The organism is Aquisalimonas sp. 2447 (assembly GCF_012044895.1).
In the GTDB taxonomy this organism is placed as follows: Bacteria; Pseudomonadota; Gammaproteobacteria; order Nitrococcales; family Aquisalimonadaceae; genus Aquisalimonas.
Genome location: NZ_CP050695.1, coordinates 1077339 through 1092869, shown reverse-complemented (window position 1 = coordinate 1092869; position 15531 = coordinate 1077339). Strand labels below are relative to the sequence as shown.

Below are 15531 nucleotides of genomic sequence, written 5' to 3'. Positions count from 1 at the left end.
GTGGAACGCAGGCCTCCGCCCGCGGTCCCGGCGGGCGCCGGGACAATTGAGAGACTAGCGAGGCTTGCGGCTCACTGCAAGTCAGCCGATGGACGCGGCGATGCGCTCCAGGGCCTGCCGCGGTGACGACGCGCCGGTAATCGGCCGGCCGATGACCAGGTAATCAGAGCCCAGGCGGCGGGCCTCTCGGGGTGTCACCACTCGGCGCTGATCATCAGCAGCAGCGTCGGCCGGACGGATACCCGGTGTCACCAGAACCGGGTCGCGACCGTGCGCGACCCGCAGCGCCTCCACCTCCCTGGCGGAACACACGAGACCGTCCATACCTGAGTTCAGGGCCAGGTGCGCGAGTCTGTCCACAAGCGCTTCCGGGGTGTGATCAAGACCGACCTGAACCAGATCCTCGCGCTGATGGCTCGTAAGCACGGTGACTGCGGTGAGCAGCGGCCTTTCAGATCCGTATACCGCCACCGCCTCGCGAGCGGCTTCGAGCATGCGGCCGCCGCCCAGGGCGTGGACATTGACCATCCAGACACCGAGGTCCGCCGCCGCACGGCACACCGCCGCCACCGTATTGGGAATGTCGTGGAACTTGAGATCCAGGAACACGCTGAACCCCTTCGCCTGCAGCCGCCGCACCAGATCCGGTCCGGCCCGGGTAAACAGCTCCTTACCCACCTTTACGCGGCACAGGGCCGGATCCAGCTCCGCCGCCAGCGCCTCCGCGCGGGCCGCGGAATCCACATCCAGCGCCACCACCACCCAGGGCTGACCGCCGGCCATGTTCACTCCCCCTGGACGCCGTGGATCGGCTTGATGGTGGCCCAGGAACGGCAGCTCGGGCAGTGCCAGTGCATGGTTCGCGCCTGGAAGCCACAGCTGCGGCAGGCGTAGCCCGGTCGATCCCGAAGCAGGGAATGGAACAGCTCCCGCAGCACTTCCAGATCCTCGCCATCCGCCTGGCCGGAGCGCCCCAGATTCAGCTCGATCAACCGGTTCAGACCGCGGACCGAGGGACGGGCCCGAAGTTGCGCCACCAGGTAGCGTGCGGCCGCGTCCTCCCCGTCCTCCTGGCGGATGCGCTCGGCCAGAGCCAGCACCACCGAGGCACCGGCATACTCCCGCTGCACGCCCTCCAGGAACTGCCGGAACCCGTCCGCACGGCCCAGCTGGGTATAACACTCATGCAGTCCCACCAGTACTTCCGGCAGGTAGTCACGGTCCTGGTCGCGCACCCGCTGATAGCATTTCAGGGCCTGCTTGTAGTTGCCCACACTGCGCTCGATATCGCCCTGCAGAATGCTGGCACGCACACAATCCGGATCCGCCGTCAGTGCACGCTTGATTAGGTTGCGGGCATGATTGATCTCGCCCTGGCGCCAGGCAGCCTCCACCTGCTCGCAATAGAACTGGGCAATCCGTGGGCCCATGGTGCGGTCGGATTGCTGCTCGAGCCTTGCCGCCACGTGAATGGCGTTTTCCCACTCCTTCTCCTGCTGGTAGATGTCGAGCAGGTGAGTCAGCGCCTGGGGCATGTAGTTGCCGGTTTCCACGACCTCCTGAAAGAGGTTCTCGGCACGATCGAGCAGCCCGGCCCGCAGGTAGTCCTCGCCCAGTTCCAGCAGGGCCAGAGTGCGCTGTTCGCGATTCAGGGACGGCCGCGCAATCAGGTTCTGGTGGATGCGAATGGCCCGATCCACCTCACCGCGCCGGCGGAAGAGATTGCCCAGGGCCATGTGGGTCTCTACGGTGTCGGAGTCCACCTCCACCATGCGCGTAAAGACCTCGATGGCCTTGTCCGGCTGTTCGTTGAGCAGGTAGTTGAGACCCTGGAAGTAGTCTCCCCGGAGCCCGTCACCGGGCCCGGAACGGTCGCCCGCGGGGCGGCCGCGACGCCCGATGATCCACCCGGAGAGGGCGGCAACCGGGAGCAGGAGCCAGAAGAGTTCCAGCATGCCGGGGCCTAGTGGTTATCCTTCAGGGGCAGGCGGCGCAGCTCACTCAGCTCTTTTTCACTGTCGCGCACGCGTTTGCGCAAGCGGCGCAGCTCCCGCTGCTTCCCCAGCACCACGCCCAGTGCACTGAGAACACCGAGCACGGCGCCGACGATCAGCGCCGCGACCAGTGCCAGCGACAACGGCATGCCGATGGCGCCGAAGTAGTAATCGACATCCACGCGAGTGGCGTTAAGAAGGGAGAAACTCAATCCGAACAGGATGATGAGAAGAATTGCCGCCAACCCGAGCAACCGACGCATAAGACTTCATCTCCCGCCGAAATGAGGGCGCACGCGGCGGCGCCAGGAATGATCACCGCGGTGGGCAACAGCGCTGCGGCACGCAGGCCGCTGGCTATTCGCCGTTGACACGCTGCCGCAACTCCTTCCCCGGCTTAAAATGTGGCACATACTTCGCCGGCAGGGCAACGGGATCACCCGTTTTCGGGTTGCGCCCGATCCGTGGTGGCCGGTGGTGCAGCGAAAAACTGCCGAAGCCACGGATCTCGATCCGGTACCCCGACGACAACGCCTCACTCATGTGCTCAAGCAACGTCTTCACGGCCACCTCGACGTCCCGGTAGGCCAGATGCTGCTGTTTGGTTGCAATGACTTCGATTAATTCGGATTTCGTCATTCTGGTGTCCAGACGATTCCGTGCGGTTCGGGCAGTCCCCGCTGGGCTTCACTGCCGGCAAACCGATGAATGGAGCGTTTCAGGAGAGATCCGGGTGACGGCCCGTTACGCCGTCACCCGGACATGGACGCCGCCTCAGTCGTCCTGACTGCCGCTGTCCATCTGCTCCTTGAGCAGATCGCCGAGCGTGGTGGTCCCTGCGGTGGCGCTGCCACGGCTGTAGTCCTGCACGGCCTTGGTCTCTTCCTGGTAGTCCTTTGCCTTGATGGAGAGGCTGATGGAGCGGTTCTTGCGGTCAACGCCGACGAACTTGGCTTCCACCTCCTCGCCCTCCTTGAGGTGGCTCCGGGCATCGTCCACCCGTTCCCGGGAGATATCCGAAGCGCGCAACACGCCTTCGACGCCGTCACCCAGGTCGATGACCGCACCCTTGGCATCCACTTCCCGGATCGTGCCCTTGACCATGCTGCCCTTCGGATGATCGGCCATCCAGGCAGAGAAGGGATCGTCTTCCATCTGCTTGATGCCCAGCGAGATACGCTCGCGGTCGGCATCCACGGACAGCACCACGGCCTCGACTTCGTCGCCCTTCTTGAAGTTGCGCACCGCCTCTTCGCCGGTGTCGTCCCAGGAGAGGTCGGACAGGTGCACCAGGCCGTCGATACCGCCTTCCAGGCCAACGAAGATGCCGAAGTCGGTGATGGACTTGATCTGACCGGAGACGCGATCGCCCTTGTTGTGGGTGGCAGCGAACAGCTCCCAGGGGTTGGCCTGGCACTGCTTGATGCCCAGGGAAATGCGACGGCGCTCGCCGTCGATGTCGAGCACCATGACCTCAACCTCGTCACCCACGGCCACAACCTTGCCAGGGTTGACGTTCTTGTTGGTCCAGTCCATTTCGGAGACGTGCACCAGGCCTTCCACGCCTTCCTCGATTTCCACGAAGCAGCCGTAGTCGGTGATGTTGGTCACGCGGCCCACCACGCGGGTGCTCTCCGGGTAGCGGTTGGCGATGTTCTCCCACGGATCCTCGCCCAGCTGCTTGAGACCCAGGGAGACCCGGTTGCGCTCACGGTCGAACTTGAGGACCTTGACCTCGATCTCCTGGCCGACTTCCACCACCTCGGAGGGGTGCTTCACGCGGCGCCAGGCCATGTCGGTGATATGCAGCAGGCCGTCGATACCGCCCAGGTCCACGAAGGCACCGTAGTCGGTGAGGTTCTTGACGATGCCCTTGAGCTGCTGGCCTTCCTGCAGGCGCTCCAGCAGGGCTTCGCGCTCGGCGCTGTACTCTTCTTCGACCACCGCGCGGCGGGAGACGACCACGTTGTTGCGGCGCTCGTCCAGCTTAATGACCTTGAACTCGAGCTCGCGGCCTTCCAGGTAGGTGGTGTCCCGCACGGGCCGGATATCCACCAGGGAACCCGGCAGGAAGGCGCGGATGTGCTTGAGATCGACCGTGAAGCCGCCCTTGACCTTGCCGCTGATGATGCCGGTCACGGTCTCGCCATTCTCGTAGGCGGTCTCGAGATGCTTCCAGGCATGGGCCCGCTTGGCTTTTTCGCGGGACAGACGCGTTTCGCCGAAACCGTCCTCCACGGCGTCCAGCGCGACTTCGACTTCGTCGCCGACGCCGACCTCGATCTGCCCGTTTTCCCCGTAGAACTCGTTGGCGGGGATCACGGCCTCGGACTTCAGCCCAGCGTTGACCACCACATGGTCACCGCGGATGTCCACCACCTTGCCCGTGACGATGGCGCCGGGGCGCATGTCGGTCTGGGCGAGGCTCTGTTCAAACAGTTCGGCAAAGCTTTCGGTCATTGGTCAGTTAATCCTGGAGCATCCACCGCGCGGGCGCGGACCGATGCCTGTGGTTGCGTTAGTGAATAAAACCGGTCGGCGGGCACCTTGCCTGACGACCACCCGGGATAATCCTCTATGATAGCTTGTTTCGCAGCAGCTTGAGTACCCGTTGGACGACGTCTTCCACGGGGACGCCTGTGGTATCAAGCTCTTCGGCGTCTGCCGCGGGCACCAACGGCGCAACTTCGCGGTTGCGATCCCGCTGGTCCCGGACGGCGATCTCGTCCAGAAGACTGGCGAGAGTAACATCAACCCCCTGATCCTTCAACTGTTTATGACGCCTCCGGGCGCGTTCCTCGGCACTGGCAGTGAGAAACACCTTCACCGTGGCGTCGGGAAACACCACCGTCCCCATGTCCCTGCCGTCGGCGACCAGCCCCGGGCGTTTGCGGAAATCGCGCTGCCGCTGCAACAGCGCGTCACGGGCCGCCGGAACCGCGGCAACCCGGGAGGCGAGATCACCGGTCGTCTCACTGCGCAGGTCCAGGGTCACGTCGTCGCCGTCCACCAGCACCCGCACATCACCGTCGGGTACCGGCTCGAACACCACGTTCAGACTGCGCGCCACGTCGGCCAGCCGATCGGGCTGGTCCGCATCGACGCCGCGGTTGCGGGCAGCCACCGCCAGGGCCCGGTAGATGGCGCCGCTGTCGAGCAGGTGCCAACCCATGGCGTCGGTCACTGCCCGACAGACGGTCCCCTTGCCGGAGCCGCCCGGCCCGTCCACGGCCAGCACCGGAATCATTGTGCTCGTCATTGCGCCTCCCCGTCGTGCATCTCTTCCACGTTTGCGCCGGCCTCGCGGGCCAGGACGACGAAACCGGGGAACGACGTGTCCACGTTGCGACAGTTGCGAATAGTGATCGGCGCCTCGCTCACCAGCCCCGCCATGGCGAACGCCATGGCAATGCGGTGGTCGCCATGACTGTCCACGGTACCACCACGGATACGGCCGCCCTCGATCACTATGCCATCCTCCCGCGGCTCCGCGTGGATGCCCACGGCGGCCAGACCATCTGCCATGACCGCTATGCGATCACTCTCCTTCACCCGCAGCTCGCGGGCGCCGGTGAGCACCGTGCGACCGTGGGCGCAGGCAGCGGCGATGAACAGCGCCGGGAACTCGTCGATGGCCAGGGGCACCAGCCGTTCCGGGATGGTCAGCCCGTGCAGCGGGCGTGCCTGCACACGCAGGTCGCCCACCTCCTCGCCGCCCGACTCCCGGCGATTACGAATTTCGATGTCGGCGCCCATGTGGCCCAGCACATCCAGCACGCCGGTCCGCGTGGGGTTGATGCCCACATGCTCGAGGACCAGGTCGCTGCCGGCGGCGATACTCGCCCCTACCAGGAAGAACGCCGCCGAAGAGATATCCGCCGGTACGTCCAGGGCACCGCCCTGCAGTCGGCCGCCGCCGCTGACCCCGGACCAGGCGCCCTGGCGCTGCACCGGATAGCCGAAGCCCTGCAGCATGCGCTCGGTGTGATCACGGGTCGGTGCCGGTTCGTGCACCCAGGTCTCGCCGTCGGCGTACAGCCCGGCCAGCAGTAGCGCCGATTTCACCTGGGCGCTGGCCACCGGCATTTCGTAACGGACGCCCTGCAGTGACTGGTCCCCCCGGATGTGCAGCGGCGCCGTTCCCTCCGGCGTGGCCTCGATGCGCGCCCCCATGGTGGCGAGGGGCTCGGTCACGCGTCCCATGGGGCGCCGGCGCAGCGAGTCATCCCCGGTCAGCACGGAGTCGAAGCGCTGACCGGCGAGCAACCCGGCCAGCAAACGCATGGAGGTGCCCGAGTTGCCAACGTCCAGCGGGCCATCGGCGGCACGCAGGCCGTGCAGGCCCACACCGCGGATACGCAGCTCCCCGTGGCGCGGCCCCTCGATGCTCACGCCCATGCGCCGGAATGCCTCCAGGGTCGCCAGGGCGTCGGCCCCCTCCAGGAAACCGCTGACCTCGGTGTCCCCCTCTGCCAGGGCACCCAGCATCACCGCGCGGTGGGACATGGACTTGTCACCCGGCACACGGAAGCGACCATGCAGGGCGCCGCCGGGGTGAACCTGAAAATCGACGGGGGGCGCTGACTGACTCACGATGATGATCCTTAGGATTCCAGCATGGCGACGAAACGGTCGCGGGTGGCCTTGGCGTGACTGAACACGGCCTCCAGGCGATCGCCGTCACCGTGACGCACGGCCTCCCGGAGTTCCTGCAGGTCCGCCATGTAGCGCTCCATGGCCTCCAGCAGCGCCTCCCGGTTGGCCAGGCAGATATCCCGCCACATCTCCGGGTCGCTGGAGGCAATACGGGTGAAGTCGCGAAAGCCGCCGGCAGCGTAGGCGAAGACTTCGTCGCGGTCCGACCAGCGCGACAGGGTGTCCACCAGGGAGTAGGCCAGCATGTGCGGCAGATGGGAGGTGGCCGCAAGCACGTCGTCGTGGTGCGCCGCGGTCATGCAAGCAACGCTCGCTCCAACGGCTTCCCACAGGGCCCGCACTCGCTCCACGGCGGCCCGCTCAGTGTCCGCCTCCGGGGTAAGAATCACGCGGCGGCCGCGGAACAGTTCCGGGAATGCGGCGGCGGCCCCGCTCTTCTCATTGCCGGCAATGGGATGCCCCGGGACGAAACGGCTGGCGGCATCGCCCAGTACCTGCCGGGCATCATCGACAACGCACTGCTTGGCGCTACCCACGTCCGTCACGATAGCGTGATCGGCCAGGTCATCGCGGATGGTCTCCAGCACGCCGCGCACGGCGCCGAGAGGGACCGACAGCACCACGAGATCGGCGCCACCCACGGCGTCCCGCAGATCCGTGGTGGCGTGGTCGATGATGCCCCGCTCCCGCGCCGTCTCCAGGTTATCCAGCGACCGTCCGCAACCGGTGACGGTGCCATCCACGAGCCCGGCCTCGCGCAACCCCAGGGCCCAGGAGCCACCGATCAGCCCGACCCCGATCAGCGCTACGGACTGCAGGCCTGCGGCAGCCATCAGTCCTTTCCCAGGATGTTGCGCAGGGCTTGAACGAAGCGTTGGTTTTCCTGTGGCAGGCCGATGGTCACGCGGATCCACTCCGGCAGACCGTAGCCCGCCACCGGCCGCACGATGACACCGGCGCGCAACAGTCCTTCGTTCACGGCGGCGGCATCGCCCACGCGCACGCAGAGGAAATTCGCCGCCGAAGGCAGCACATCCAGCCCCAGGGCGTCCAGCTCACCCCGCAGCCACTCCCGCTGGGTGTTGTTCAGCGTCACCGACTCCCGTACGTAGTCGGTGTCGGCGAGCGCCGCCTCCGCGGCCGCCTGCGCACAGCTGTTCATGTTGAACGGCTGGCGCACGCGGTTGAACAGGTCGGCCACCGCCGGATGGCACAGGCTGTAGCCGGCCCGCAGGCCCGAAAGGCCGTGGATCTTCGAGAAGGTGCGCGTGACCACCAGGTTCGGGAACGCGCTCAGCCACTGGGTGGCATCCGGCATGCGCGTGTCCTCGGCGTACTCGCAGTAAGCCTCGTCCACCACGGCGATGACGTGCTCCGGAAGGGACTGCAGGAACGTCTTCAGGGCCTCCCGCTCCACCCAGGTGCCGGTGGGGTTATTGGGATTGGCCACGAACACGACCCGGGTATCATCGTTGATCAGGCTCAGCATGGCCTCCAGGTCGTGCCCCCGGGGCATGCCGCTTTCTGGACCCAGCGCCGGCGCCACCCGCGCCTGCGCTCCGGCGGCCAGGGTGACAATGGGATAGACCGCGAAGGCGTGCTCGGAGAACACCGCCTCGCGCCCCGGCCCCAGGAACACCTGCGCCACCAGGGCGAGGACGTCGTTGGAGCCGTTGCCCAGGGTGATCGCCTCCGGCGCCACGCCGTGGTGGGTGGCGATGGCGTGCTTGAGGCGGAAACCATTGCCGTCCGGATACCGGTGCATGGTCGCCGCCGCTTCACGGGCCGCCGCCAGGGCGCTCTCACCGGGTCCGCGGGGGTTCTCGTTGGACGCGAGCTTGATGATGTCGGTGAGCCCGTACTCCCGCTGCAATTCCTCCATGGGCTTGCCCGGCTCATAGGGTTGCAGACTCCGAACACCCTCCACGGCCAGTTGCTCGAAAGCAGATCGCAGCTCGGTCATGATGACTCCACGGGATGGGATTATCGTGCCGCCCGGGGGTAAGACCCGAGCACGCGGAACAGCGACGCCTCCTCGCTCATCTCCGCCAGGGCCGCGCGTACATGCTCATCGTCGGCGTGGCCCAGCAGATCGATAAAGAAGGCGTACTCCCAGACACCCTGACGTGAGGGCCGGGCATCCAGGCGCGTCATGTTGATGTCGTGCCGCGCCAGGGGCTGCAGCAGATTCACCAGACCGCCCGGCCGGTCAGCGCGGGAGACCACCAGGGACGTCTTGTCGTCGCCGGTGGGCGGTGGCGACTGCCGGCCGATCACCAGGAACCGGGTGGTATTGCCGTGGATATCCTCGATGCCCTCGGCCAGGGTCGTGAGCTGATACAGGGTAATGGCGGCATCGCCGGCCACGGCGGCGCTGCCCGCCTCGGTGGCGGCAATGCGGGCCGCCTCGGCGGTACTGTCCACGGTGACCCGCTCGATACCGGGCAGGTGCTGATCCAGCCAGGCCCGGCACTGGGCCAGTCCCTGGTGATGGGAATACACCCGCTGCACCGCCGCAAGATCGCTTTCCCGACTGGCGAGGTTCTGCTGGATACGCAGTTCCACCTCGCCCACCACCTGCAACGGCGAGGTGAGGAAGCAGTCCAGGGTATGGTTGACCACGCCTTCGGTGGAGTTCTCCACCGGCACCACGCCGTAGTTCATGTCGCCGGCCTCCACCTCGCGGAAGATGGAGTCGATGGTGGCCAGCGGCTGCAACTGCACGTCATGGCCGAACTGCTTGAACGCCGCCGCCTGGGTGAAGGTCCCCTCGGGCCCGAGAAACCCCACCTTCAGCGGCTGCTGCAGGGCCAGACAGGCGGACATGATCTCCCGGAACAGGCGGGCGACGACCTCGTCGGACAGCGGCCCCTCGTTGAGAGACTGGATGCGCCGCAGCACCTCCTGTTCGCGTTCCGGACGGTAGAAGTCGCCCTGCTCGCCGTGCTCCCGCTTGATGCGGGCCACGTCCTGGGCCAGGCGCCCGCGCTCGCTGACCAGCGCGAGCACCTGCCGGTCGACTTCATCGATGCGCGCGCGCACCTCACTGAGCTGTTGCCGGTCGGTCATGCCGCCTTCTCCGGGGGCGTCAGTCGAGCACCCGCACCTTGAGCACACCCTTGATCCCGCGGATCACGTCGGCCACTTCCCGGGGGATGGTGCCGTGCACGTCCACCACGGTGTAGGCGATTTCGCCGCGGGACTTGTTGTACATATCATCGATGTTCAGTCCCGCGTCCGCCAGGGTGGTGGAGATCTGACCGAGCATGTTGGGCACGTTGGCGTTGACCACCGTCATACGCTCACACTCTTCGGCCCGCGGCATGTTCACCTCCGGGAAGTTCACCGAGTTCTTGATATTGCCGTTCTCCAGGTAGTCACGCACCTGGTCGGCCACCATGATGGCGCAATTGTCCTCGGCCTCGCCCGTGGACGCACCCAGGTGCGGCAGCGTGACGCAGCGCGGGTGGTTCTTGGTGAGATTGGTGGGGAAGTCGTTGATGTAGGCAGTCAGATGGCCCGAATCCAGGGCATCCACCACCGCCTGGTCATCGACGATGCCAGCGCGGGAGAAATTGAGCACCGCGCCGCCCTTGCGCAGCATGCCGACGCGCTCGGCGTTGATCAGGTTGGCGGTGTGGTCGTTGTAGGGCACATGCAGGGAGATCATGTCGCTGCGACTGACCAGCTCATCCACACTGTGGGCCTGGCGCACACCCGCCTCCAGCGCCCAGGCACTGCTCACGGTGATGCCCGGGTCGAAGCCCACCACGTGCATGCCCAGCGCCCGGGCGGCGTTGGCCACCTTGACGCCGATGGCACCCAGACCGATCACGCCCAGGGTACGCCCCGGCAGTTCGAAACCGCGGTAGTGCTTCTTGCCCGCCTCCACTTCCTTGCTCAGCGACGCGTCATCACCATCCAGATTACGGGTGTAATCCCATGCCTGGCAGATGTTCCGGGCGGCCAGGAACATACCGGCGATCACCAGTTCCTTGACGGCATTCGCGTTGGCGCCGGGGGTGTTGAACACCGGAACGCCGTAGTCGGTCATGGCCTCGACGGGGATGTTGTTCACACCGGCACCGGCACGGCCCACCGCCAGCACGGACTCCGGCATTTCCATGTCGTGCATCTTGTAGGAGCGCAGCAGGATGGCGTCCGGGTTCTGGATCTCCGTCGCCGTCTCGTAGCTGTCGCGGGGGAGACGCTCGAGGCCCTTGGCGGAAATGTTGTTCAGCGTCTGAATCTTGTACATGGTTACTCCTTGGTCAATGGCAGAAAACGACGTGCGCGCAGGCAAACGGGCACACTCACCCGTTGCGGCGCGCGAAGTCCTGCATGAATTCGATCAGGCGGTCGACACCGGCTTCGGGCATTGCGTTGTAGATGCTCGCGCGCATGCCGCCGACGCTGCGATGCCCCTTCAGCGTGCTGAGCCCCGCCGCCTCGGCTTCCTTGAGGAAGGTGTCGTTGAGGCTGTCGTCGGCGAGGACGAACGGCACGTTCATCCAGGAGCGGCAGGCCGGGTCCACCGGATTGCTGTAGAACGGGTTGTCGTCGATCTCGGCGTAGAGCTTGTCGGCCTTGCGCTTGTTGATCTCTGCCATGGCCTCCAGACCGCCCTGCTCCTTGAGCCACTTGAACACCAGCCCTGCCAGGTACCAGCCATAGGTGGGCGGGGTGTTGGACATGGAGTCGGCGTCCGCCTGGACCTTGTAGTCCCACACCGCCGGGGTCTGCGGCAGCACGTCACCGATCAGGTCGTCGCGCACGATGACGATGGTCAGCCCGGCGGGGCCGATGTTCTTCTGCGCGCCGGCGTAGATCAGGCCGTACTTCGAGACGTCGATGGGCCGGGACAGGATGGTGGAGGACATGTCCGCCACCAGCGGCACATCACCGGTGTCGGGCACCCAGTGGAACTCCACGCCGGAAATGGTCTCGTTCGGGGTGAAGTGCACATACGACGCCTTCGGATCCAGCTGCCACTCGGACGGGGCACCGATGTGCATCGGGGTCTTCTCGTTCGCCCCCCAGGCGACGTTCACCTGGCAGTACTTCTTCGCCTCCTTGATGGCCTTCTCGGACCAGGAGCCGGTATTGATGTAGTCGGCCCGGTCACCGCCGCGCAGCAGGTTCATGGGAATCGCGGAGAACTGCCCGGTGGCGCCACCCTGGAGGAACAGCACCTTGTAGTTGTCGGGCACGTTCAGGAGATCGCGCAGATCCTGCTCGGCCTCGGCGGCGATGGAGACGAACTCCTTGCCGCGATGGCTCATTTCCATGACGCCCATGCCGGAGCCATGCCAGTCGAGCATCTCCCCGGCAGCCTTCTCGAGCACGGCTTCCGGCAACACGGCCGGTCCGGCGCTGAAGTTGTACACTCTGGACATTATCAATGTCTCCCCTTGGTTCCGAAATGAATCGTTGACGCGGGAATGGCTCGCCGTTTCCCTGCGCGACGACCGGACCGGGGGTTCTCAGGTCTCGTCGTCGCCTGGCGCGTCGTCGTCGAACGGCTCGGCCGTCGCGTCCGCGCCTTCCTCGTCATCCAGTGCCTCGACCCGGGTCACGCCCATGAGGGTCTCGTCGGTATCCAGGCTGATCAGTTTCACGCCCTGGGTGTTGCGGCTCAGGACGGAGATGTCATGCACCGGCGTGCGCACCAGGGTGCCGCCGCGGGTAATCAGCATGACCTCGTCACCATCCACCACCTGTGTGGCGCCAACGACGTCGCCGTTGCGATCGCCGGTGCGGATGGAGATCACACCCATGGTGCCGCGCCCGCGCCGCGGGTAGTCCGCCAGCGGCGTGCGCTTGCCGTAGCCATTCTCGGTGGCGGTGAGGATATCGCCCTCGCCGAGGATGAGCAGGGCAATCACCTGCTGTCCCGCGTCCAGTCGCATACCGCGCACCCCGGCAGCGCCCCGGCCCATGGCGCGCACCTCGCTCTCTGCGAATCGCACGGCCTTGCCGGCACTGCTGAGCAGCATCACGTCCCGCTCGCCGTCGGTAATGCCAACGTTGACCAGGCTGTCCTCGCCGCGCAGATCCAGGGCGATGATGCCGTTGCTGCGCGGCCGCGAGAAATGGGTCAGCGGCGTTTTCTTCACGGTGCCACTGCGCGTGGCCATGAACACGAAACGGTCCTCGGTGAACTCCTGCACCGGCAGCACCGCGTTGATACGCTCGTCGTTCTCCAGCGGCAGCAGATTGACGATGGGCTTGCCGCGGGAGCCACGGCTGCCCTGGGGCAGCTCGTAGACGCGCAGCCAGTAGCACTTGCCGTGACTGGAGAAGCACAACAGCATGTCGTGGGTATTGGCCACGAACAGCTGATCGACGAAATCCTCGTCCTTCATGGCCGTGGCGCTCTTGCCACGCCCGCCGCGCCGCTGGGCGCGATAGGTGTCCAGCTGCTGGTACTTGGCGTAGCCCTGGTGGGAGAGCGTCACCACCACATCCTCGGGGGTGATCAGGTCCTCCATGGTGAGATCGATATGGTCGCGCACGATCTCGGACTTGCGGGCGTCACCGAACTGCTCCTTGACCGCCACCAACTCCTCGCGGATCACTTCCATGAGCCGGTCGGTGCTGTCCAGGATGTCGATGAGATCGGCAATGCGCTCCAGCAGTTCCCGGTATTCGTCGCGGATCTTGTCCTGTTCCAGGCCCGTAAGCCGGTGCAGGCGCAGATCCAGGATGGCCTGGGCCTGGGTCTCGGTGAGCTGGTAGCCGCCCTCGGTGAGGCCGTAGCCGGACGCCAGGCCGTCGGGGCGCGACGCCTGAGCGCCGGCACGCTCCAGCATCTCGTTGACGATGCCCGGCGCCCACAGGCGCCCGGTGAGGGCTTCCTTCGCCTCGCCGGGGCCGGGTGAGGCCTTGATCAGCTCGATCACCGGGTCGATATTGGCCAGCGCCACGGCAAGCCCTTCCAGTACATGGGCCCGCTCCCGCGCCTTGCGCAGGTCGTACATGGTGCGCCGGGTGACCACCTCGCGGCGGTGGCGCAGGAAGGCGTCCAGCACGTCGCGCAGGCTGAGCAGCTGCGGCTGGCCGTCCACCAGGGCCACCATATTGATGCCGAAAACAGTCTGCATCTGGGTCTGCTGGAACAGGTTGTTCAGCACCACCTCCGCCACTTCGCCGCGGCGCAGCTCGATGACCATGCGCATGCCGTCCTTGTCGGACTCGTCACGCAGCTCGGTGATGCCCTCGATACGCTTTTCCTTGACCAGCTCGGCGATCTTCTCCAGCAGCCGCGCCTTGTTGACCTGGTAGGGCAACTCCTTGACCACGATAGTCTGCTTGCCGGACTTCGGATCCTCCTCGACCTCGGTGCGGGCACGCATGATCAGGCGCCCGCGACCGGTGCGGTAGGCCTCGTGAATTCCGCTGACGCCATTGATGATGGCGCCGGTGGGCAGGTCCGGGCCCGGCAGATACTCCAGAAGATCGTCAACGGTGAGGGTATCGTCGTCGATCAGCGCGACACTGGCGTCGATCACCTCGCCGAGGTTGTGCGGCGGAATATTGGTGGCCATGCCCACGGCGATACCGGAGCCACCGTTGACCAGCAGGTTCGGGAACCGCGCCGGCAGCACCGCCGGCTCCTGCTCGGAACCGTCGTAGTTGTCGATGAGATCGACGGTTTCCTTGTCGATGTCCGCCAGCAGCTCGTGGGCAATGCGCGCCATGCGCACTTCGGTATACCGCATGGCTGCGGCGGCATCGCCGTCCACGGAACCGAAGTTGCCCTGGCCGTCCACCAGCATGTAGCGCATGGCGAAGGACTGGGCCATACGCACGATGGTGTCGTAGACGGCGGAATCGCCATGGGGGTGATACTTACCGATGACGTCACCGACCACGCGGGCCGATTTCTTGTACGGGCGGTTCCAGTCATTGCCGAGCACCCGCATGGCGAACAGCACACGGCGATGCACAGGCTTGAGGCCGTCGCGCACATCGGGGAGAGCCCGCCCCACGATCACGCTCATGGCGTAATCGAGGTACGACTGCCTCATTTCGTCTTCCAGATTGACCGGCAGAATCTCTTTCGCGACGTTGGCCATCGACGCTCTCGGCTCGTTGTAATGACGGTACGGTATGTCCGGATGCGATCGCGCAGTTGCTGGCGCGGGCCGTGCTCCTCAGGAGAAGCCCCGAGTGCATTGGCATGCCCGACACCGGCCGCCACGAGTGCGGCGCGACAATAGAGGACGCGGTCCGGGAAAAACGGCGATCATACCACAGCATGAGCGCATCGGCATGGGCGCCGCGGACTGGCCTGCTGGCATCCCGGGCCGGCGCAGCCGCTCAGGGCTGCGCCGGACTCTTCAGGGCTCGACGCGCCGGGCGCTCTCCACCTTGATGGTTTCCTGCGGAACGTCCTGCCTGCCGGTGGGCGTCTCGGCAATGCGGTCGACCGCATCCATACCCTCCACGACACGGGCGAACACCGCGTAGCCGAAATCACGCACGCCATGGTCCAGGAAGGCATTGTCATCCAGGTTGATGAAGAACTGCGAGGTGGCGCTGTTGACCTGCTGGGTGCGCGCCATGGACAGGTAACCCCGCTTGTTCTGCAGGCCGTTGTCCGCCTCGTTGGTGATCGGGTCCCGGGTGGATTTCTGATTCATGTCGCTATCGAAACCGCCGCCCTGGATCACGAAACCGGGGATGACCCGATGGAAGATGGTGCCGTCGTAGAAGCCGTCGTCCACGTACTGGAGGAAATTCTCCACAGTGACCGGCGCCTCCTCCGGGAACAGCTCCAGGGTGATATCCCCCTTGTTTGTCTCGAAAACAACCATTGTATCCGCTTCCTTTTCCTCGTCGCCGGCGCTTACAAGGCGCGCGGCCATCAACAAAACGG

Annotated in this window: 14 protein-coding genes; all 14 read right to left on the bottom strand. The window is 65.8% G+C overall.

Going from position 1 to position 15531, the window contains the following annotated elements:
• Positions 1 to 81 precede the first annotated feature (81 nt).
• Positions 82 to 783, bottom strand: coding sequence for an orotidine-5'-phosphate decarboxylase (gene pyrF, locus KU884_RS05050; RefSeq protein WP_167781594.1), 702 nt, complete (start codon positions 781 to 783; stop codon positions 82 to 84).
• Positions 784 to 785: 2 nt separating this feature from the next.
• Positions 786 to 1955 carry a lipopolysaccharide assembly protein LapB gene (gene lapB / locus KU884_RS05045; RefSeq protein ID WP_167781593.1) on the bottom strand — a complete coding sequence of 390 codons (1170 nt, stop codon included), beginning with the start codon at positions 1953 to 1955 and terminating at the stop codon, positions 786 to 788.
• An 8-nt stretch (positions 1956 to 1963) separates the two neighbouring features.
• Positions 1964 to 2257, bottom strand: a complete 294-nt coding sequence (locus KU884_RS05040; protein ID WP_167781592.1) for a lipopolysaccharide assembly LapA domain-containing protein — start codon at positions 2255 to 2257, stop codon at positions 1964 to 1966.
• 94 nt (positions 2258 to 2351) lie between these two features.
• Positions 2352 to 2633 (bottom strand): integration host factor subunit beta, encoded by a 282-nt coding sequence (locus KU884_RS05035; protein WP_167781591.1) that lies wholly within the window; start codon positions 2631 to 2633, stop codon positions 2352 to 2354.
• Between the two features lie 135 nt (positions 2634 to 2768).
• Positions 2769 to 4454: a 30S ribosomal protein S1 gene (gene rpsA / locus KU884_RS05030; protein ID WP_167781590.1), complete on the bottom strand. Its 1686-nt coding sequence runs from the start codon at positions 4452 to 4454 to the stop codon at positions 2769 to 2771.
• A gap of 115 nt (positions 4455 to 4569) precedes the next feature.
• On the bottom strand, positions 4570 to 5253 hold the full coding sequence (gene cmk, locus KU884_RS05025; protein ID WP_167781589.1) for a (d)CMP kinase: 684 nt from the start codon (positions 5251 to 5253) through the stop codon (positions 4570 to 4572).
• Positions 5250 to 6593 (bottom strand): 3-phosphoshikimate 1-carboxyvinyltransferase, encoded by a 1344-nt coding sequence (gene aroA, locus KU884_RS05020; RefSeq protein ID WP_371807956.1) that lies wholly within the window; start codon positions 6591 to 6593, stop codon positions 5250 to 5252. Before aroA ends, cmk begins: the two co-directional genes overlap by 4 nt.
• Positions 6594 to 6598: 5 nt before the next feature.
• Positions 6599 to 7483, bottom strand: coding sequence for a prephenate dehydrogenase/arogenate dehydrogenase family protein (locus KU884_RS05015; RefSeq protein ID WP_167781587.1), 885 nt, complete (start codon positions 7481 to 7483; stop codon positions 6599 to 6601).
• On the bottom strand, positions 7483 to 8613 hold the full coding sequence (gene hisC, locus KU884_RS05010; RefSeq protein ID WP_167781586.1) for a histidinol-phosphate transaminase: 1131 nt from the start codon (positions 8611 to 8613) through the stop codon (positions 7483 to 7485). The genes KU884_RS05015 and hisC overlap by 1 nt, the downstream gene beginning before the upstream one ends.
• 20 nt (positions 8614 to 8633) lie before the next feature.
• The gene (gene pheA, locus KU884_RS05005; RefSeq protein WP_167781585.1) at positions 8634 to 9719 is read right to left on the bottom strand and encodes a prephenate dehydratase; all 1086 of its coding nucleotides are present in this window, start codon (positions 9717 to 9719) and stop codon (positions 8634 to 8636) included.
• Between the two features lie 19 nt (positions 9720 to 9738).
• A complete protein-coding gene (locus tag KU884_RS05000) occupies positions 9739 to 10908 on the bottom strand; it encodes a phosphoglycerate dehydrogenase (RefSeq protein ID WP_167781584.1) in 1170 nt (389 codons plus the stop codon).
• Positions 10909 to 10963: 55 nt separating this feature from the next.
• Entirely contained in the window at positions 10964 to 12046 is a 1083-nt protein-coding gene (serC, locus tag KU884_RS04995; protein ID WP_167781583.1) for a 3-phosphoserine/phosphohydroxythreonine transaminase, read from the bottom strand.
• A gap of 87 nt (positions 12047 to 12133) precedes the next feature.
• Complete coding sequence (gene gyrA / locus KU884_RS04990) at positions 12134 to 14728, bottom strand: DNA gyrase subunit A (RefSeq protein ID WP_167781582.1); 2595 nt, start codon at positions 14726 to 14728, stop codon at positions 12134 to 12136.
• Between the two features lie 264 nt (positions 14729 to 14992).
• On the bottom strand, positions 14993 to 15520 hold the full coding sequence (locus KU884_RS04985) for a peptidylprolyl isomerase (protein ID WP_167784123.1): 528 nt from the start codon (positions 15518 to 15520) through the stop codon (positions 14993 to 14995).
• Positions 15521 to 15531: the final 11 nt, after the last annotated feature.

Coding starts and splice junctions, on each gene's coding strand:
- KU884_RS05000 (WP_167781584.1), bottom strand. CDS start 10,908: ATGTACAAGATTCAGACGCTGAACAACATTTCCGCCAAGGGCCTCGAG.
- KU884_RS05040 (WP_167781592.1), bottom strand. CDS start 2,257: ATGCGTCGGTTGCTCGGGTTGGCGGCAATTCTTCTCATCATCCTGTTC.
- pyrF (WP_167781594.1), bottom strand. CDS start 783: ATGGCCGGCGGTCAGCCCTGGGTGGTGGTGGCGCTGGATGTGGATTCC.
- KU884_RS05035 (WP_167781591.1), bottom strand. CDS start 2,633: ATGACGAAATCCGAATTAATCGAAGTCATTGCAACCAAACAGCAGCAT.
- lapB (WP_167781593.1), bottom strand. CDS start 1,955: ATGCTGGAACTCTTCTGGCTCCTGCTCCCGGTTGCCGCCCTCTCCGGG.
- hisC (WP_167781586.1), bottom strand. CDS start 8,613: ATGACCGAGCTGCGATCTGCTTTCGAGCAACTGGCCGTGGAGGGTGTT.
- gyrA (WP_167781582.1), bottom strand. CDS start 14,728: ATGGCCAACGTCGCGAAAGAGATTCTGCCGGTCAATCTGGAAGACGAA.
- pheA (WP_167781585.1), bottom strand. CDS start 9,719: ATGACCGACCGGCAACAGCTCAGTGAGGTGCGCGCGCGCATCGATGAA.
- serC (WP_167781583.1), bottom strand. CDS start 12,046: ATGTCCAGAGTGTACAACTTCAGCGCCGGACCGGCCGTGTTGCCGGAA.
- KU884_RS04985 (WP_167784123.1), bottom strand. CDS start 15,520: ATGGCCGCGCGCCTTGTAAGCGCCGGCGACGAGGAAAAGGAAGCGGAT.
- cmk (WP_167781589.1), bottom strand. CDS start 5,253: ATGACGAGCACAATGATTCCGGTGCTGGCCGTGGACGGGCCGGGCGGC.
- rpsA (WP_167781590.1), bottom strand. CDS start 4,454: ATGACCGAAAGCTTTGCCGAACTGTTTGAACAGAGCCTCGCCCAGACC.
- KU884_RS05015 (WP_167781587.1), bottom strand. CDS start 7,483: ATGGCTGCCGCAGGCCTGCAGTCCGTAGCGCTGATCGGGGTCGGGCTG.